Here is a 19,907-nt window from a genome sequence, read left to right as displayed (position 1 = left end):
TAAACTAGATTAAGAATTTTGCTACTTTGGATTTTATCTTCTCGTTTATCGCCTTAATACCAGCTTATGCCGAAACAGCAACTCATTGCTTATTTTGATCAGTTCTTAGCTTTGGAGGAGGAAGAAAAGAAAGAACTCTTGGAGCGGACGCAGGAACGCAGCATCAAGCGCCGCCAGTTTGTTTTACAGGAAGGAGATGTTTGTCACCATTACAATTTTGTAGTGGAAGGGTGCCTGAAAATGTACAGTATAGATGAGAAAGGAACGGAGCATAACCTCCAGTTTGCGGCTGAAAATGAATGGATGACGGATCTCGGAAGTTTGTTCTCTGAGGAGCCCAGTAAACTCTATATTGAAGCAGTAGAGCCTTCTTTGATCGTAAGGATTGAAAAAGAGGATTTGAAATTCTTCTTTGTTAATTACCCAAAATTCGACCGAAATTTTCGGGTAATGACCGAGAATAAGTATGTGGAATTACAAAACCGATTGTTACAAAATATTAGCTCATCGGCCCAAGAGCGATACCTGCAGTTTTTAGCAAAATATCCGCATTTAAGTAACCGCCTGCCGAACACCCAGATTGCTTCTTACCTGGGTATAACACCAGAATTCTTGAGTAAAATTCGCAAAGATTTAGCGGGGCGTTAGTTCTTCTTGCTTAATGTGGGTTAAGCGCTTAAACTAGTGGTAACGGTTTAGTACTTGTCCCAACAAAATCCTAATCGCACCCTGACCTCACACCGGGAGAGGGCGGCGCCAGGATGAAGGATGGTAACTTCTCCGCTCCGTGCTCCGTAGGATCGGTTTCAAACCTGATCCTACGGAGCACGGAGCAAAGCAGAGTGTGTAAGGCACAGCCCCAAATGAATGCACTACGAACCAAAGAATTCCTGCCAATTAACGGTTTTACCCGTTTGTGCAGCAACTTTTGCAGCCTCTAGGATTTGCATGACCCGGAGGTTGTTGGTCAGCGCAGATACGTCCCAGGGATTTACGGTGTAGCCATATTGGACGACCTGGGAAAGGTAGGCAAATGGATCGTGTAAGCCCGGAGAAAGTGGTCCAGCTTGGTGGTCGTAAGGTCCTTTGGCTTCCTCCTCCATGATGATCATATCGGTGCCGTTTTTACAAAATATGTAGCCGTGCGTACCATAAATTTCCATCTCCTTGCGGTTGTGTGACCAGTTCCAGGATGCCTGGATGACCACCTGAGTTTTGGGGTAGGCAATGATGATGGTCGCCTCATCTTCTACTTTGGGGTACAGATCTGGTTTGATCTGTTGGGTGATGCAGCTGACACTGAGGGGAACCTCTCCTTGCGTAAGCCAGGTCGTGAGGTTGGCACCATAGCAGCCAAAATCGGTGAGGGCACCGCCACCATTAAGAACAGGGTCGGTCAGCCATTCTACAAACTCTGGGTTGCAGCCAATTTCGATGGGGCCAGGGTGGCCGGTATAGAAATTGAGATGCCGAATATCGCCAATGGCCTGCTGCTTGTGGTAGAGATCGTAGGCCTCTTCATTGCTGCCATACCAGGAGGTTTCGTAGTTGGTGAGTAGATGGATGTTGTGTTTTTCGGCGAGTGCAGCCATCTGCTGAGCATGCTCCCAACTGACGGCAAGTGGCTTCTCGACCATAACGTGAATACCGCGCGGGGCACAATATTCCACCACTGAGAGATGATCGTAGATGGTGTTGAAGGCAGTGACGGCTTGTGGCTTTTTGGCAGCTACCATTTCTTCGATGGTATTGTAAACAAGATCCATGGAATAGCCATGCTGGAGGCTGTACTGCGCTGCGAGCTCGCGGTTGGGCTCGACGATGCCTACAATTTCGATGTCGCCTTGATCCTCACGGCCCAAAATCCAGTGGACATGGGTATGTACGAGGCCGATCACGCCAACCCTTAAAGGAGGCTCAGAACGAAGCGGCTCGAGGGCTGTATTGGTGGTTTGGGCCATGATGCTGAATTGAAGGAGAAGACAAAGAAGTAATAATCGCATATCGATAGTATTTCGTTCTAGCGAAGATGAGAATTAACGGCTTGAATACAAAATTGTTAGGGAAGTTGATGGGATGATCGATTTGAGTAAATTGTATCATGTCCTTTCTAGCTAGATTTTATTATTATTGTCAAAATAGATATTCTAGCGAATGAAAAATCTCTGGCAAAAAATTCGTCAAGTTGATACAAATTTTCTCATTGCTATTTCCGCAGTGGTTATCAGTTTGTGTGCACTGATCGTCTCCTTTCAGGAGGTGCGAATTATGCGCCAACAGCAGGAAGTGTCTATGTATCCTCACCTTTCTTTTAGACAAATCTACAGTAAGGAAGGGTTTGCCATTCATTTAAGAAATAGTGGTATTGGATTGGCTCAAATCAATAGCGTAGAACTATCAGATGGAAAGCGCTACTATAAAAACTGGCCAGAAATGATTGCTGCTCATTTACCAGATAGCCTGCAATTCGGCTATGAGGCCATCGTCTCAAATACGGTCAACGAGAAAATGATGATCCCTGGCGAGGAGATTGTCTTGTTTTCCGTAAATTGGACACCAGCGACCCGATTGCTGGAGCAAAAAATGAAGGTACTAACCATGACCATTTGTTATTCTTCCCTCTTGGAAGAATACTGGTTGATAGAAAATGATAAGCGCCAAGCGCTTTCGAGCTCTTGCAAAAGGATAGAGGCGCAACAATTTTATTGATGGGTTGAGCGAAGACCCTCTGTTTTCTAATAAAATTAAGTTCTAAACATTATGCCCATGCAATTCAGAGAGATCAACCGTTGGTGCCTTGTGGCTACCCTTTTTATTTTGATCGGAGCTTGTGGCAACTCGGAGGACTCAGTTCTTCAGGAACGACCCGGTACCCCCATCTTCCACCCTACACATGAACCCAGCAAAACCAATGCGCCCTACAGCGATATCGTTCAGGTTGATAATCTCTACTTTCTGGCGGGCCAGATAGGGAAAGATCATACCACAGGCACTTTGGTAGAAGGAGGTATTGAAGCCGAAACCCGGCAGTGCCTGGAAAATATCAAAGCCGTCTTGGCACAACACGATATGACGATGGCCAATGTTGTCAAAGCGCTGGTCATCCTGGATGATATCAATGATTTTGCAGCTTTTAATGAGGTATACAAAACCTATCTGCCCCAAAAGCCCGCCCGAACGACCTTCGCCGCCGAAGCCCTGGCTGCTGGTGCCAAGATCGAAATTGAAGTCGTGGCGGTAGGGGAGTAGTAGGGTGTAAAAGTTGGGTAAGTGTAAGGGTGTAAAGGTTGATTTAATCCCCGAAGCGCGGGCTTCAGTTCGCACTTATAGTACGGAGAGAACTCGTTGCTGGCTAAAGCCACGTGCAACCTATACCCGGCACTAAGTGGTTTGGGAATATTATCGCAACGTCATTTTTTGCTCTGCCAAGGCGAAAAACGTAGGCGAAGCCTAAGCTTCGGCGAGGCTTTTTAACGCAGTCAGAGCAAAAAAGGACAAGTGAGAATGTCCCAGACCACTTAGTAACGGGTATAATTTATCACCAGAATGAAGCGCCTACCCTTACACCTATCGAATCCTTACACTCTTCCAACTCATAAACCCTTCCAACCAAAAAAAATCATGTTCTACAACCCCTCCGTCGAAACGCTCCCGCTAGGAAAACTTCGCCAATTGCAAAGCGAGCGACTGCGTATACAGGTCAACCGCTTGTACGAAAAGGTGCCTTTTTACCGTCAGCAGTTCATTGCAGCGGGCATATTGCCTGGTGATATCAAAGGTATTGAAGACTTAGCTCGTTTGCCTTTTACGCGAAAAAATGATCTTCGGGATCACTACCCGTATGGGATGTTTGCGACGCCGATGGAAGAAGTACGTCGTATCCACGCCTCGAGTGGTACCACGGGCAAGCCTACCGTCGTAGGCTACAATCAGCATGATTTGGGGGTATTCAATGAGGTGGTGGCTCGTTCGCTAGTGGCTGCGGGTGCTCGCCCCGGTATGCGGCTCCACAATGCCTACGGATATGGTTTATTTACCGGAGGATTGGGTATGCACGGTGGTGCTACTCGCCTGGGGATGGCCGTTATTCCGGTGTCGGGAGGAATGACGGATCGGCAACTGACAATTCTTCAGGATTTCGCGCCAGAGGTGATTTGTTGTACCCCTTCTTACGCGCAGACGCTTGCCGCGGAATGTGCCCGAAGAGGTATAGATCCTGCGGGGCTCAATGTTCGCTACGCGGTACTGGGGGCAGAACCCTGGACGGAAGCCATTCGCCAACAGGTAGAGGTAGGACTACAAGTCAGTGCCACCAATATTTATGGGCTCAGTGAAATCATGGGCCCCGGTGTTTCGCAAGAAGACGTCGACGAAAAAGGCACGGGCAGCTATGTGTGGGAGGATCATTTCTTTCCCGAAATTGTTGACAAAGCTACTGGTCAGCCATTGCCATATGGCGAAGAAGGAGTACTGGTATTTACTACCCTGACTAAGCAAACCTTCCCCTTGTTGCGTTATTGGACCAACGATATCTGTAGCCTGCACTACGACCCCAATGGCAAGCGTACCCACATCAAGATGGCGGCGATCAAAGGCCGTGCGGATGATATGCTGATCATTCGAGGCGTAAATCTGTTTTACACCCAAGTGGAAGAGGTCATTGAACAAATGGATTTTTTAGTTCCTAATTATAGACTCATCGTCACCCGAGAAGGAACCATGGACCAAATTGAAGTACTCGTGGAAGTGGCCCCCGGCCAGGATGCGACAAATACGGATTTTGCGGTAGCGCTTTCGCAAAAAATCAAAAATACCATTGGTTTGTCGATGAAAATAAGCCTACAGACTTATGGCAGTATTCCTGGCAGTGAGGGCGGGAAACTATCCCGGGTAGAGGATCGCCGCTAAACATGACGATTTTGAACCACTTAGGGGGAATTCACGAATTCACCCTGCCCACCCCAATTCACAATTTTACCCTAGGTTATTTTTTGCTGACCGAACAATCCCTGAAAAGTGCAAGTTTCAGCAATAAACCAACCATACTAAACTATGAAAAAGTTATTTCCCATCGCGCTCATGGTAGCAGGTATTGCCCTTGCCCTTTTTGGTATCAACACGTTTCAGGAATCTACGGCATCGGTCTCGTTTCTTGGCCTAGACATCAATGCTAGCGACGAATCAGGACAAACCACCGCTATTCTTTATCTCGTCTTGGGCGGGATAAGTTTGGTCGCTGGTTATTTGATGTACCGCAAATAACAGTAATATGAGAGATCTACTAAAAGCACTCATAGCTGGCTACGGTGCTAAAAAATTAGGCGGTGGTTGTTTCAGTACCGTCTTGATATTTTTGCTAATCTGGTTTTTACTAGACGGGTGCTAGATCACCAGGTATTTATGACCCAAAAAAGAAGAGGGGACACTTGGTCCCCTCCCAAATAATATTATCTCCCCTAAGAAATAATGCCTTTCGTGGAATAACTCCACGACTCTTTCTCAAACTTACAAGGTTTAACCATCAAAGTAAAAGGTGACCGGGTAAGCGGGCATTCCCTTCTTGTAGTTCGACATTTTTATCACATAATTGGAAAAAATCTCACTTCTCGTAGTGGAGATCATCGACTCGCACCATCAGTTGGTTGTGTAGATCAGGCTACTGGTAGAAAAGCTGAAATTAAGCGTGAGCTTCTTTCAACCTTTGCTGCCTGAATGCTATTATCTGTACATCGCGGCTCAACTACCTTGAGCAATCTCAAAGTAATTCAGTCGGGATAGTTTTTAACCTCGATCTCCAAAAAAACGATGAAAACAACCTTAACTCAGCTTAGCCTGCTGCTATTGGCACTGGCTTTGAGCACCCTATCCTTGCAAGCGCAAGAAAAATTTTCCCTCAGCGGCTATATCAGCGATGGCGAAACGGGCGAAACGCTCATCGGAGCTACTGTTTATGTACCCGCCTTGCAGCAGGGCGTTACCTCTAACGAATATGGCTTTTATTCTCTCACTTTGCCAGCGGCAACTTATGAGGTGGAGTACAGCTACGTAGGTTTCGAAACCATCAAAGAAACCATTGAGCTCAACAAAAACACAACGCTTTCGCTGGAACTGGGAGGTAGTGCCCAGCAACTAGAAGAAGTGGTCGTCACCTCAGAAGCTGCCAATCGTAACGTTTCCGACCTGCAAATGAGCACCAATTCCATGAACATGGAGACGCTCAAAAAGCTTCCTGCCCTCCTGGGCGAGGTCGAAGTATTGCGGAGTATCCAGCTCTTACCTGGCGTAAGTACGGTAGGGGAGGGCGCTACTGGTTTCAACGTCCGCGGTGGTAGCATCGACCAAAACTTGGTACTACTGGACGAGGCTCCGGTTTACAACTCTGCCCACCTTTTTGGCTTTTTCTCGGTCTTCAACCCCGATGCCGTCAAAGATGTAGAGCTGTTTAAGGGAGGGATTCCTGCTCGTTACGGCGGTCGCCTTTCCTCTATCCTGGATGTTCGGATGAAAGAAGGGAATAGCAAGAAGCTGGCCGTCAATGGCGGGGTGGGCTTCATCTTCAGCCGCTTGGCAGTAGAGGCTCCAATCGTAAAAGACAAGGCTTCTTTCATCGTAGCGGCACGCCGTTCTTACATCGATGTGCTGGCCAAGCCTTTTCTGAATGATGACCTGGGTGAGACCACGCTAAATTTCTACGACCTCACCCTCAAAACCAATTACAAGCTCAACGACAACAACCAGTTTTTCCTTTCTGGCTACTTCGGTCGCGATAACTTTGGTTTTGGCGACGCGGCAGGTTTCAATTGGGGTAACCAAACGACCTCACTACGCTGGAACCATATCTTCAGCAACAAGCTTTTTGCCAATACCACACTTTACTACAGTAATTACGAATACAGCATCGATTTCGGCAATACCGCCGAAAATGCTTTCGATTGGACAGCAAAAATTGTCAATACCAGCATCAAGCCTCGCTTTACTTACTACATCACCCCCAACAATATCCTACGCTTCGGCGGCGAGGCCATCAACTATCGTTTTGAACCGGCCAACGCCTTTATTTCCTCGGATGGCGAAACCCAGGATATCAGTCTCGACGAGCGTTTTGCACTGGAAGGGGGGGTCTACGTAGAAAATGAGCAAACCCTCGGTGAGCGTTGGCAACTCAACTACGGTGTGCGCTGGTCTTATTTTGGCCTTATGGGCAAAGGCAATGCTTATACTTTCGGCGATGCGCCAACTCCTAATGAAGGGCGCCCACTCATCGGTATCGAATCCTACAGTAAAGGAGAGTTGATCCAGGATTTCAATAACTTCGAACCCCGCGCGGCCATCAAATACCAGCTCAGTCCCGACAACTCCATCAAGGCCAGCTACAACCGCACCGCACAGTACATCCACCTATTGTCCAATACCGTCGCCTCTACACCGGTAGATATTTGGTTGCCTAGTACCAATAATGTACAGCCCCAGATGTCGGATCAGTTCGCCATTGGCTACTTCCAAAACTTTAAGGACAATACCTACGAAACCTCCATTGAGTTTTACTACAAAAACATGGACCACCAGATCGACTATATCGACGGTGCCGACCTGGTGCTCAACGAGTTCGTGGAAGGCCAGATCCTCGAAGGCGACGGCCGCGCTTACGGGATGGAAGTATTGATACAAAAAAACAAAGGTAAATTCACCGGTTGGGCCAGCTATACCCTTGGCCGCAGTGAACGCCTCGTCGAAGGCATCAACAACGACGAATGGTACCCCAATCGTTTCGACCAAACCCACAACTTCAGCCTTACCACCTTTTACGAACTCAGTAAGCGCTTGTCTGTCAGTGCTGTATTTGTTTACAATACAGGTACACCCGCTACGTTCCCCACCTCTCGCTATACGGTAGCAGGTTATACCATTCCGCACGTTACCGACGGCAGCCGCAACAATGTTCGCATTCCTTCTTACCACCGTCTAGATCTTTCTGCTACCCTCGAAGGCAAGCGCAATGAAGAACGCCGCTGGCAGAGCAGTTGGGTCTTCTCGGTGTACAATGTGTACAATCGTCGCAATCCTTTTTCCATCTATTTCCAGCAGGCTTCCGACCGAATTCCTGTAGGGCAGCCCGCTACCACCGAAGCCGTACGTTTTTCTGTGGTCGGCAATTTCATTCCTTCTATCGCTTACAACTTCAAATTCTAAGAACCATGAACAAGCTCCTATATATTCCCGCGTTTTTATTGCTACTGGCCAGCTTCAGCTGTGAGGATGTGGTTGATATTGACGCCAATTTCGAGAAGTCTGAATTCGTCGTCGATGCTTGGCTCAACCAGATGGATACCACGCAGACGGTGTATCTGTCGCTTACGCAAGACTATTTTCAGGCAGCTGCACCCCCCGCAGTAACCGATGCTACGGTCACCCTGTTCAATGATACCAAGGGCACCCAAATGACCTTCACCCACCAAGGTAATGGTGCCTACGAGTGGACGCCCCAACCCGGTGAGAACATCGGCGATGTGGGCGATGCGTTTACGCTCAGTGTAGGTTACCAAAATTGGAACTACGAGGCCGTATCCTTGCTCAATCCTGCTCCCCCCGTCGATTCTATTGTTTACGAATTTCGCGAGGAGGAGCTTGGTAGCCCTGCCGGCATCTATGCTCAGTTTTACGCTCGAGACCTTCCCGGTGAAGGCAACACCTATTGGATCAAGACCTACAAAAACGGGGTGTTCTTAAACAAACCCAGTGAGATGAACCTCTCCGCTGACGGTACTTTCGACCTAGGATCGGGCACCGATGCCATCGTCTTCATTCCTCCTATCCGCGAAACCATCAACCGTATTCCTGATGCCGATACAGAGGATGATGACACCGTACCCCCTTACGCTGTAGGTGATCATATTCGGGTAGAAATTCACGCGATCACCATTCCGGCTTTCCGTTTTCTGGGTATTGCCCAAGAGCAGATGACCAATGGTGACAATAGCATCTTCGCCCTCCCGGTTGCCAATTCTCCTAGCAATGTAGTTGGTCTGGAAGCGGATGCACCGAAGGCTTTGGGCTTCTTCAATGTGGCGATGGTAACGGCCATGGAGGTGACAGTGGAGTAGGATTTTTCACTACGTAGGTGTTTTTGAACCACTCAAGAACACCTACGGTTTTGAACTATAGGAGCATCTGAAAAACACCTATGCAATGACAAAGCAACAAAGAACACAAATAATCAGGATACTACTGCTGGTAGGCACTATTACCTCCATGTTCTTTGTGCCATGGATTTTGGTGAAAGCTTGGATATTACCCCTGCCAGCAACGGTGCAGGAGCAAGTCAATCAAGCTATCGGGCATGGATTTGATGGCATGATTGTTTATGTAGACCAAGGAGGAAAACCGCCCGCATTTTACGCAGGTGGCTGGAAAGACCGGGAAAATAAAATACCTGCCGACCCCAAATCCTTATTCAAAATTGCCAGTATCAGCAAGTTGTATACGGCTGTTGCTATCACTAAATTGGCCTATGCTAAACGCCTGTCTTTAGACGAAACGCTCGCTGATTACTTCCCCGAACTGGTGGGCAGGATTGAAAATGCGGAAGACATAACCCTGAGGTTGATGGTGCAACACCGGAGTGGGATTCCAAATTTTACCAATAACCCCACTTATTGGGAAAACGAACAGGAAAATGGGAAGAAAGCCCTTGAGTTTGCTCTTGATTTACCGGCTAGTTTTGAACCGGATAAAGGTTATGAATATTCGAATACCAATTATTTGTTGCTCCGTAAGCTAATGGATAAGTTACTCGGTTACAGCCATCATCAATACATCAAGGAGGAGATATTGGTACCACTAGGTCTGAACAACACCTTTTTTTCGCTCAGCGAAGTGAACATGGACGATGTCATGAGTGGCTACTACGTTGGCATTGATACCGACTTTAAAACGAACGAAAACGGCATGTTAGCTACCGCTGAGGACGTGGGCATCTTTATCCGGGCTTTAAACGATGGCACCGTATTTAAGGCAGGCGAACAAGAGATCTACTCCTCCATTTACGAGTACAAGCACGGAGGCCTGGTGCCTGGCTATCAGAGCCTCGCCGAATACCACCAAGACATCGATGCAGTGGTCGTGCAGTTTATCAATACCACCGACTTTCAGGGATATGAGTGGAATTTATCAGAGATCATCTATAGCCGTATTGTGAAAATTCTGAGGAAAGGAGACAGGGGGGAATAATCACTATAAACGGTATCATTGAAAATGACCTCCTACAAAAAAAGCCTCCGACTGGTTTAGCCCCCTAATAATAATAATCCAGAAAGGAACTTACATGATTGTAAGAATGTTTATCTTTATGTGTCTAGTCTCAGACTGAAGGCGTAAGAGTAGACGTGATAAATGTCAGCTATTCAGTAAAATAATAATTGCAATGACTGTTAATACCAATGACATAAAGATGAACATCATCAATATCATTACGAGTATTGACGATGCTGGTGAGTTAGAACGTATTTATCATGCTTTAGAGAAGGAAAGGGCTAAAGTGAATACCAAGCATGATATAAAAGATGCGATCATAGAAATAAGGGAAGGGGTATCTTATAAAGAAATATTAGCAGAGCAAAATTATAAGCCGATCAGCTACAATGAATTCAGAGAATTAGCTGATGAGATTGAATGGGAACATTCACTAGAAGAATTATTAGCAGAACTAGATTAATAAAAGCCTCGCACCCATAACTTCATGGATTACCTACTTGATACCAACCTTGTCATTATTTATAGTCGTGAATCAAGGATAGCTAAGAAGATTGAAGATGATTATAAGTTATTTGACGAGAAAAATAGCCTTGCAATATCAGTTGTTACGCTAGGAGAGATTGATGCTTTCATTAAGAAATTAGGAATAGGAGATAAAAGAAAAAGAAAGATTGAAGAAGTTGTATCTCGATTGGCAAAAGTGAGTATTAATACTAAAGAGATCATCACCAGATATGGTGATATCGATGCATATAGCCAAGGAAAACTAAAAAGAGAGAGGGGGAATTTTTCTGCTCGAAACATGGGCAAAAATGATTTATGGATTGCGGCTACAGCAAGTGTTTATGACCTGACATTACTGACTACCGATAAAGACTTCGACCATCTTCGAGGAGAGTATTTAAAGCTGGAATATCTGGATATTGAGAAGTATAAAGGTTAGCTAAGAATTTCCATCACCACCACCCGCTAATACTCCTAAACCAAAGCCCATTCCCTGAAAGAGAGAGCTATCGGCGTGCTGAAAAGCAACCTCCAAAAAAAGCCTCCGACTACCAAAAGGTATCCGGAGGCTTTATACGTGGTGCCAAAATCTGTGAAAGTTTACTATTGTTTTAGCACTTTTTGAAAGGCTATCGCATGGAGGCGATGCCCTGGTTTAAAGGACAGGCACTTAACTATTCGTCATTTCCAGACGGATATTATCTAAATACACTTCCCCGGCTTTATCCATCCGAATGAGGAATTGTTTGATGTCTTTCAAGTTTGCTCCAGCAGGGAAAGCAGATAGTGGAATTTGTAATTGTTGCCATTGGTTGGGGGAGAGTGTTCCGCCATCCAACATACTGTTGTCGATTACCAAGAAGGATGTTTGGCGTTCGTAGTCTTCAAAACCAAAGCGTATGGCTTGCTTGGTGAGCAAATCGGCACTCCCTTTGATGTCCAGGCTAATGACCAAGTTATCCTTTAGTCCACTGATGTCTACCGGGAACCAATTGGTCCAGCTGACGCCCATCGTGACTTGGTAACAATCGTCTTTGCTAGTGTCCCAGGTAGCATGAATCGCTTTCTGACCCTGGCTAGGAGCAGTGCTGGTCAGCTGAATATCCTGGCAATGGTCTTTCAACAATCCCCAGCCATGGCCATTGATGAATTCATCTCCAAATAGCTGTACTGGATAGTTGACAGTCGGTGTAGTAGGGGCATCTGGGAGCCAGATTTCCTTTGGTTTTTGTTCGTAGTAAACCAGCTTAATATCATCCAGGTAGATGCTTCCAGCAGCTTGCAATTCAAACATCAACTGTTTGACATTGGTAATGTCCAAACCGTCTTCGTTCAAATCGAAGGTATTGAGGGGCACTTCTACTTTTTGCCATTCTTCATCGAGGTAATAGCGTTCAAAGTAGCTACTTCCTACGTACGACCAAGCCATGTTGCCACTGTAGTCTTCCAGGGTCAGTACGGCAGGTAAGCCGAACATCTTGCCTTTGGTGGTGCGTACGTACATCTGAATGGCCGCATAGTCAAAAACCTCCGAAAGGTCTTTTCCTGCCCAGTCATCCCAGCCGATACCAAAACCTGCCCACTCGCAGATCTTAGGGTCGCGTTCCCATTCAATAAGTAAAGCATTGTTACCGGAGTGCTTTACTTTACTTTCGATACCGCCAGTGGTGCAGTCAATATCCGTAGGTAACCAAAAATTGGTGGCATCCTCATCGAAAATAATGGGCTCTACGGCCATACTGATGCTCTTTGGGCGAACAACGGCCTCAGCAGGTTCAACTCCACTGTAAAGGGAGTTTTCCTGAAATTGAATACCACAGGCCGACATCACCAGGCACAGGGCCAGTGTCATGAGGTACCCCCAACTGTAGAGGGTATTCACTATCGGGAATTGCTCACTTGAATATCGCTTCTCTTCCTTCATAACTTCTCGGTTTCTGGTTTAGTAGTTTGACGGAAATAAACCTATTTTCTTTTTCTGAAGATTTACCTTTTTGCACACGCCTAGTCCAAGTATTCCTAGTCTTAGCGCAAAAAGCAAAATCAAAAGAAAATAGATTTATTTTTTCTCCGTCCCTTATAATTCAAGCGGTTTGCCAGCAGTAAAGGTGAGGTAGTCGATACCGAAATCTACCTGTAAGGGTGGATTAGGCTGGCTATTCATATCCGAAATCAATAGCACTCGGATGGCTACGATTTTGCTTACCTGTTCTTCCGTCATTCCTACCTCCGCCATGGTATGACTGAATTGGCGCCAACCCACCCAGTTGAGCGGGTAGTCACCAGCAATTTGGAAGGTGGCATCTTGCCCGTCTTCAAAAGCACCCGTATTGTTGGAGTCATAAACAAATTGGATCACAGCAATACCGTGAGGACCACCATCGGCGTAGATGAAAGTATTGAAATAAAGCTCCTCGGGTACGGTTGTAGGGATTGGCGCATACGTATTGCCGGTGATCGTAGACTTGATGTCGATCAAACCCGCAAAGAAGTTGGGAACGACATTGTCCGTACCTTCAAAATTGTAGTACCAGTTGCCTTCGGCAGCCAGCCCGTCATTACGTCGGCCGGTATTGTTGTTGAGTTCAAACTCAAAGTTGCCGAAAAAGATGTTGTCCAATGGAGGCGTCTCAAAATCGGTGAAGAGGCTTCCTTCGTAGGTTTTCGTTCCGACTATTTCTACCGAACCCGTTTGATTCAGTGGGCCAGCCTCCGGGATGAGCAACTCCACTTCTACCAGCTCTTCCCGAAAGAAAGGCAGCTCGGTAGTACCTCCCGTCCATATGGCGTTGGTCTCATCCAGCGCATTATCAAAACCCGTAATCAATTTCACCGCACCACTTTCGGTACCGGTAAGCTGAATGGTGAAGTTGACGCTTTTGTTGAACCTGGCCGTCATCCGCACATCTTCGCCCGCAGAGAAATCTACAGTAGTACGATTGATTGCTAAAGGCTCCAGCAACTGAAATTCACCAAATCGGTCAACCAGATTAGGCCCATCAAATTGGTCGGTATCATGGTCACAAGTGGAAAATACCGTGACGACGAGGCTGATAAATAAAAAAGTTATGATGCTATTTTTCATAATGTTCTTAATCTTATTGTGGATTAAAATTTCATGACGTACTGCGCGAAAATTTGCCGTAAGTCATAGTCATTCGTAGGGTTCAACGCCCGTTCCAAGCTAAATTGCTGGTACTGTACCGTCAGGTAGACGTCCTCCTTGAATCGGTAGCGAATACCTCCACCGAGCATGGTTTCCTGGTCGTCAGCTACGAATGCCGCTGGGAAATCTTCGATGTCATTGAAAGCTTCAATGGCGGGCACGTAATCCCGGCCTTCCGCAGAAAGCATTTTTGCACCCAATAGCAGGTCGAAACGATTGAATAATTCTGCTTCCAGACCTACTTCAATGAGCGTAGAGCTGAGGTCTACCTGTTCTACTTCAACACCCCCGCGGTCTGTTTGTTCTTGCTGGAAGCCCAGCGTGATTTTTGTCGTCTTGTCCCAATCAAGAATTCTGTTCAGGTGCACATTAGCCGCCAAACGAATCTGGCGAAAATCTTTCAACTCGAAGGTGCCCTGTCCTCGGATTTCTTTCAAAAGTGCTACTCCCAGTTCAGCATCAAACAAGCTGCTGTCATCGCCATAAACGGCACCAAATTGAAGGCCATTACGGTTGGCCGTAGCTTTGCCATAGGGCATAACATTGGCGTAGCGCGGGTCATAGGCCATCAAGTCTTCCGACAATTGGTAGTTGTACAGCGCCCGATCACGACCCAAATCAAATAAGGTAGGCATCCGCAGACGGCGTTCATTACCGATACGGTTGTAGAACGTCTTGTTGCGGTTAAAAGCCACCCGCTTGCTTTGAGCAGCGATGCTGAAGAAGTCAGGACCTACGTCCAGGTAAGTCGCCGAAAGACGAAGCTTACTGGCTTTGAGGTCTAGGGCTACACCTGCTTCCAGGAAGGTATCATCTTCCGAAAAGGTCGTTTTTTCTTCTTCCCGCAGATCCAGCTTGGAGCTACCAGCCTCACCCAGCACTTGTACATTGATTTGCTCGTTCTCAAAAACGTGCACTGCAAAATCGACAGAGAAGACCTGGTTGGTAATGCCGGAAGTGGCGTTGCCGGTCTTCAGATCATCCCATACACTGGAAAGGTTTACCCCGAAATCTGCCTGTAAACCTACAGAATCCTGTAAGCTACGGGTACTGAAGTCCAACTGTCCACCCCCCACAAAACGGTTGGGAGTCGTAAAGAAATCGGTGGGGCGAATCCGAGCCACGAAGCCTTCGGCTTTCATGTCGCGGAGAATAACGGGGAAGGCCAGGCCAAAGTCCAGCTTGGCACCCTGTAGTCGGCGGCTGTTGTTATCAGTGTAAAACTGTTCGTATTCTATGACCTCTTTCTGGGGACGGAAAACTTCAGGCTCGTTGACAGTTCCTTCTTCGTCGGCCAGGAATAAAGTGTAAGGTGTCATGACGTGGTCGAAATCCCCCACCCGGTAACGGACGGTATTGGCGATGAGGCCGCGCGCCCAAAGTTCACGTACTTCAACCGTAACGCCGGCGCCGAAGAAGCCTCCGAATTCATTGCGCAAGCGTAGAATGCCTTGCACTTCGGTATTGTCATTAGGTTGGGCATTGATGGCTACGTCGAGCAGAAACTCTCCATCAGAGAGTCGGCGGGCAGTGGTGGTATCTGTATCCAGAATAGCACCATCAATACTCGTATTGTTGAGGATGGTTCGGCCCAGGCCATTGAACTGCACCTTTTTAGTAGCATCGGCATCTTCTCTGTTGGGCAGCGAAGAACCATCTTGTGCTTGTCCTGACGTCCAACAGCAAAGTAGAAGCAGGCAAAAAATAGGATATAGTAGATTTTTTTTCATTACTGGTGGATTAAAAGAAGGTTTTCAATTCAATAGTGATTTCATGGCCTTTGTAATGGTCGAGTTCAAAGTTTTTGTCCTCGAAGTCCATGTGGCGATAGCGAAAATACAGACCGGTAGATGGGTTAAGCGTCCAGTCAAAACCGGCACCAATGCCAAGACCCGTCTGATCGCGCGGAAGATCATTCTCTCCCCAGTTGGTGAAGCGCCCTCCCTGAGCACGTTCCAGCCCCAAATAGGTGGTCAGTAGGAATTTTGGAAACAATTCGTAATAGACATCCAGTTCGTGGTATTGAACATAGAGGTAGCTTTCCTGACCTAGGGTAGGCCATAACGTAGCTTCCGACTTGGCAGCCATGAGGTTGCCCAGGTAAAAAATATAGAAAGCTTTCTCGTCAAGCTTGGTCTTGTACTTTGCTTGCAGGTCTACGGAATTGTAATACTTCTTGGTAAGTGGAGCCGCTGTAGCGGGATCAAGATCAGTGGTTCGTACAACTTCTGCTACGCCTCTGAAGAAAGAAAATTGACGGTTGTAAGGCCCAAAGACCGTGGCTGAGGTAGCATTGGCCGGGAAGGGATTGTAAATCCGCGAAAGCGCCAGACCATTGATCCGGTGTACAAAGGAGATATCTGAATTAAGTACTTCCATTTCTCCTGCCAGTCCCCAGCCGAAATTGAATTTGAAATCTTTGTAGTTGGCCTCAGTATTCAAGTTGATACCCCGACGATTGTGGGCCAACTGTCCTACCTGGGTCAATAGTCCTCCGGTAGAAACTTGTCCGGCAACCACGTTGGTTACAAAGTTTTGCTGGATAGCCGGATTTGAAGTGGTATTGATCGCACCATTAAGGTTGTAAAAATCTTTACCGATTTGATAAAGCTGGATATCCAGAGGAAGTACTGTAATTTCCTTGGGGATCAAAAAGCGCAGCATCAGTGCTTCTCCCCATTTGCGTTCTGTGATGGGGCTCTCAAAGCTGCCACCACCGAGTTCGCCTTCTACATATATTTTTCCAAGCTTCCAATTGACCGACAGGGTATGGACTTGGTAGTTCATATTGTCGTTGGTGATGCTATCTAAGGCAGTATGGCTGTAGATGGTATTGATGCCGAGCATGTTCCTGTCGGGGCCGAAGGTTTTGGTGATTTTACCACCAGCGATGTAGCTGGGCAGCGACCTTCGGTCACCGGAAAAACCTTGGTAAGTAGGAATATTACCTGCTTGTCCAGGGTTTTGGATGGTCAGGTAGGGATCAACAACCGCATTGGCCAGCCCGCCATTGGGTTGGGTCTTTCCCCAGAAGAGGTCAAAGCCCATGTTGCCCGGAAGGCTTCTACCATCAATGATGAGTCCTTGAAATGCCTGGTTGTTCCAGCGCAAATCCCCGGGGTTAGGCGAACCCGACTTGAAGTAGTTCTCGTATTTGTCCAGGTTCGTAACGCCTTCCCAAGGGGTACGGTCGAAAATGGAGAACCGATCTAATAATTGGTATACACCTACAGTAAACGGACTAAGGTTGTACCAGTGGATACCGCCGGCACGAACGCCAAATTTTCCGACCTCCGTACGGAAGTTGCCGTAAAAATTGAGCCCCAGGTTGACGGTGAAAACATTGTCAGTAGCCCGTGTGTTTGTACCCAAGTAAGGCGTGAAGAAAAAGAGTTCAGTGCCAAAAGCCGATCTACCGTTGGGACGAGCCAACAGGTTAAGCGACAACATGGGTTCGCGATAGCCATCACCCACCCCGTAAGCGCGCTCGTAAGGTGCCAGGTTGGGGTAGGCCTCGGTCATGTTTCTACCATAAAGGAATAAACGGTAGTAGCCAAAAACGGTTAGCTTTTGGGATTGTTGCTTGAGTTTGTCACCGAGCGGAGTGCCTCCTCTTTGGTCGAGCCAAAGCAGACCGGAAGTGTCTGCGGAGATAGCTATTTCTGAAGGGGTTGCCAAGCGAGCAATGGCTTGGTCAGGTGGTTGATATTGACCGAAAAGGGAAAATCCGAAACAACAGCTCAGTAGCATTAGTAATGCTAGTGTGCCGCCACGCCCAGGAACCCTTCGATGTTGTCGTACACGGTAAATAGATGCCATACACAGGTAATTGATTATAATGAATTTCTGCTCTTAACAAATGTAGTTACTACCTAGCCAGGATTTTAGGTAAAAGCTACATCAAGGCTACATCCAAAGGTAATTGATATACATCATTAATACATCAATTCCATATTTTCTTGGCTGTTAGTCTTGCTTTACCTAATTTTTGGATAGATTTCTTAAGATTATGAAAATAAACCTTCTAGAGGACATGAGGCAGTTGAAATATTTATTACTAGGATCGGCACTCATTTTGGGAATGAGTCTTAAAGCCCAGCAGACTGGGGCAATAAAAGTTGAACTGGTACAGCAAGATGGCAAGTGGCAATTGCTGCGTGGCGGTGAGCCTTACTATGTAAATGGTGTAGGTGGAAAAGATTACCTGGATCAGGCAGTAGCTTACGGTGCCAACTCCTTGCGTACCTGGAGCCCTGACGGCGCACAAGAGATTTTAGACGAGGCCCACAGCAAAGGAATGACCGTATTGATGGGCTTGTGGGTAGGGCAAGAGCGGCAAGGTTTTGATTACGATGACCCCAAAGCTGTCAAAGCACAACTGGAAGGTTTTCGGGAAGTGGTCAAAACCTACAAGGATCATCCCGCACTCTTGATGTGGGGAATCGGTAACGAAAATGACTTGTTTTACTCCAATTTCAAAGTCTGGAACGCTATCGAGGATCTCGCAAGCATGATCCACGAGTTGGATCCCAATCACCCTACCATGACCGTTACCGCCGGATTAGATGTCGCAGAGGTACAGCTGATCAAAGAGCGAGCACCCAGCATTGATATCTATGGTGTCAATACTTATGCTGGCCTGTTGGGCGTAGGTAAAGAACTCCGTCAGTTTGGCTGGGAAGGCCCTTACATGATTACCGAGTGGGGCCCCAATGGCCACTGGGAAGTACCCAAAACGGCCTGGGAAGCACCCATTGAGCAGACGAGCAGCCAGAAGGCAGCTTACTACCAGCTTCGCTACGAAAAAGGTATCGCTGAGGATGATGAAATGTGCATTGGCTCCTACGTTTTTCTTTGGGGGCATAAGCAAGAAACCACAGGTACCTGGTACGGCGTGTTTTTGGAAGATGGCACCGAAACAGAGGTGATGGATGTCTTAGAATACGTCTGGACAGGGGAATGGCCAAAGAATCGTGCGCCTCACATCAATAGCTTCACCATGAATGGTAAGCATGTTGAAGAAAGTGTCTACACCCAGCAAGGAGATGTCTGCACCATCAAGATAGATGCTTACGATCCAGACAATGATAAACTGGAATACCGTTGGGAGTTGTTGCCAGAGAGTACCGACATCCGCTCGGGGGGAGATGCTGAAGCAAAACCGGAAGCGATAGCTTTTAAAACGGTTAAGGACGAAAATGGCACCCTACAGTTTCGGGCACCACTAAAGAAGGGGCCATACCGGATGTTTCTTTACATCTATGATGGCAACGGCAATGCCGCTACGGTCAATATTCCTTTCTACGTGAAGGGGGATAGTTAGAATTAAACTTTGAGAAACCCTTACCTAAATTGCGCGGGCACTCCATCACGGGGTGCCCGTTTTTGTTATTCCCGGTAAATGGAAAGCTCATCTACCAATACTTTGCCGCTTACCACTTCGGTGCCTCCAGCAGAAAAATAGACAACGAGCGTTTCATTTTCCGCCAATTCAAGGACAAAACTATGAGAGGCGAAGGTCCAATCTTCTTCCGTTAAGGAAATGGTGAGCAGGTTTTCTTCTGCATCACTACCTGAAAGCCGCTTATTGATGAGGAAGGTCCCTTCCCAGTTGATGGTTTTAAACCAAAAATCTATCCGGTAATTACTGTTGTTAGATAGGGTCGGCGCATAAAATGCTTCGCCAAGGCCGGGCAACCATTGAGGCTCAAGGGCCAGGCAATAGCTGCCTCCGCTAGCTGGGCTATCTTCAAGCAGCGTATAAACCCCTTCCCAGCCTTCTTCCTCTAAGGTCGTCTGATCTTCAAAACTCGTGGAATAGATCAAGGTTTCTGGGTTTTGATTGGGGTTTGCTGATTCTTTTTCACAAGAAAGCAATTGGATGGATAATAGTAGGAGTAGGATTATTCTGGTCATGATACGAAGATACTTTATTGGGCAAGACGTGGATCAAGCGCAGGTGGTTGGGTCTTTTGTAAAGAAATTG

Annotated in this window: 17 protein-coding genes; 11 read left to right on the top strand and 6 right to left on the bottom strand. The window is 47.0% G+C overall.

Annotated features, from left to right (window positions below; translation table 11 throughout):
* The first annotated feature begins 66 nt into the window (after positions 1–66).
* Positions 67–648, top strand: coding sequence for a Crp/Fnr family transcriptional regulator (locus tag AB0L18_RS01350; protein ID WP_367390793.1), 582 nt, complete (start codon positions 67–69; stop codon positions 646–648).
* A 224-nt stretch (positions 649–872) separates the two neighbouring features.
* On the opposite strand, the gene AB0L18_RS01345 is transcribed toward AB0L18_RS01350, so the two are convergent.
* Positions 873–2,003, bottom strand: a complete 1,131-nt coding sequence (locus tag AB0L18_RS01345; protein ID WP_367390792.1) for a Gfo/Idh/MocA family protein — start codon at positions 2,001–2,003, stop codon at positions 873–875.
* Between the two features lie 151 nt (positions 2,004–2,154).
* On the opposite strand from AB0L18_RS01345, the gene AB0L18_RS01340 reads away from it, so the two are divergent.
* From AB0L18_RS01340 to AB0L18_RS01300, 9 genes are all read left to right on the top strand, one after another.
* Positions 2,155–2,709, top strand: coding sequence for a hypothetical protein (locus AB0L18_RS01340; RefSeq protein ID WP_367390791.1), 555 nt, complete (start codon positions 2,155–2,157; stop codon positions 2,707–2,709).
* 51 nt (positions 2,710–2,760) lie between these two features.
* Positions 2,761–3,249: a RidA family protein gene (locus AB0L18_RS01335; protein WP_367390790.1), complete on the top strand. Its 489-nt coding sequence runs from the start codon at positions 2,761–2,763 to the stop codon at positions 3,247–3,249.
* Between the two features lie 372 nt (positions 3,250–3,621).
* On the top strand, positions 3,622–4,908 hold the full coding sequence (locus tag AB0L18_RS01330; RefSeq protein ID WP_367390789.1) for a phenylacetate--CoA ligase family protein: 1,287 nt from the start codon (positions 3,622–3,624) through the stop codon (positions 4,906–4,908).
* A gap of 144 nt (positions 4,909–5,052) precedes the next feature.
* Complete coding sequence (locus tag AB0L18_RS01325; protein ID WP_367390788.1) at positions 5,053–5,262, top strand: DUF3185 family protein; 210 nt, start codon at positions 5,053–5,055, stop codon at positions 5,260–5,262.
* Between the two features lie 543 nt (positions 5,263–5,805).
* Positions 5,806–8,190 (top strand): TonB-dependent receptor, encoded by a 2,385-nt coding sequence (locus AB0L18_RS01320; protein ID WP_367390787.1) that lies wholly within the window; start codon positions 5,806–5,808, stop codon positions 8,188–8,190.
* Positions 8,191–8,195: 5 nt separating this feature from the next.
* A complete protein-coding gene (locus AB0L18_RS01315; RefSeq protein WP_367390786.1) occupies positions 8,196–9,101 on the top strand; it encodes a DUF4249 domain-containing protein in 906 nt (301 codons plus the stop codon).
* 85 nt (positions 9,102–9,186) lie between these two features.
* Complete coding sequence (locus AB0L18_RS01310; RefSeq protein ID WP_367390785.1) at positions 9,187–10,227, top strand: serine hydrolase domain-containing protein; 1,041 nt, start codon at positions 9,187–9,189, stop codon at positions 10,225–10,227.
* A gap of 193 nt (positions 10,228–10,420) precedes the next feature.
* A complete protein-coding gene (locus AB0L18_RS01305) occupies positions 10,421–10,711 on the top strand; it encodes a hypothetical protein (protein WP_367390784.1) in 291 nt (96 codons plus the stop codon).
* 24 nt (positions 10,712–10,735) lie between these two features.
* The gene (locus tag AB0L18_RS01300; RefSeq protein WP_367390783.1) at positions 10,736–11,194 is read left to right on the top strand and encodes a type II toxin-antitoxin system VapC family toxin; all 459 of its coding nucleotides are present in this window, start codon (positions 10,736–10,738) and stop codon (positions 11,192–11,194) included.
* A 231-nt stretch (positions 11,195–11,425) separates the two neighbouring features.
* Here the strand turns inward: AB0L18_RS01300 and AB0L18_RS01295 are convergent, their stop codons facing one another.
* From AB0L18_RS01295 to AB0L18_RS01280, 4 genes are all read right to left on the bottom strand, one after another.
* Entirely contained in the window at positions 11,426–12,679 is a 1,254-nt protein-coding gene (locus tag AB0L18_RS01295) for a hypothetical protein (RefSeq protein WP_367390782.1), read from the bottom strand.
* Between the two features lie 153 nt (positions 12,680–12,832).
* Entirely contained in the window at positions 12,833–13,840 is a 1,008-nt protein-coding gene (locus tag AB0L18_RS01290) for a hypothetical protein (protein WP_367390781.1), read from the bottom strand.
* 23 nt (positions 13,841–13,863) lie between these two features.
* Positions 13,864–15,651, bottom strand: a complete 1,788-nt coding sequence (locus tag AB0L18_RS01285) for a hypothetical protein (protein ID WP_367390780.1) — start codon at positions 15,649–15,651, stop codon at positions 13,864–13,866.
* Between the two features lie 10 nt (positions 15,652–15,661).
* Positions 15,662–17,740 (bottom strand): hypothetical protein, encoded by a 2,079-nt coding sequence (locus AB0L18_RS01280; RefSeq protein ID WP_367390779.1) that lies wholly within the window; start codon positions 17,738–17,740, stop codon positions 15,662–15,664.
* Positions 17,741–17,954: 214 nt separating this feature from the next.
* Here AB0L18_RS01280 and AB0L18_RS01275 point away from each other — a divergent pair, with 214 nt between their 5' ends.
* A complete protein-coding gene (locus tag AB0L18_RS01275; RefSeq protein ID WP_367390778.1) occupies positions 17,955–19,244 on the top strand; it encodes a glycoside hydrolase family 2 TIM barrel-domain containing protein in 1,290 nt (429 codons plus the stop codon).
* A gap of 65 nt (positions 19,245–19,309) precedes the next feature.
* Here the strand turns inward: AB0L18_RS01275 and AB0L18_RS01270 are convergent, their stop codons facing one another.
* Positions 19,310–19,837 carry a hypothetical protein gene (locus AB0L18_RS01270; protein WP_367390777.1) on the bottom strand — a complete coding sequence of 176 codons (528 nt, stop codon included), beginning with the start codon at positions 19,835–19,837 and terminating at the stop codon, positions 19,310–19,312.
* Positions 19,838–19,907: the final 70 nt, after the last annotated feature.

It is taken from the genome of Lewinella sp. LCG006, assembly GCF_040784935.1.
Taxonomy (GTDB): Bacteria; Bacteroidota; Bacteroidia; order Chitinophagales; family Saprospiraceae; genus Lewinella.
The sequence above is the reverse complement of the archived record's forward strand: the minus strand, read 5'-3'. Positions and strand labels throughout refer to the sequence as shown.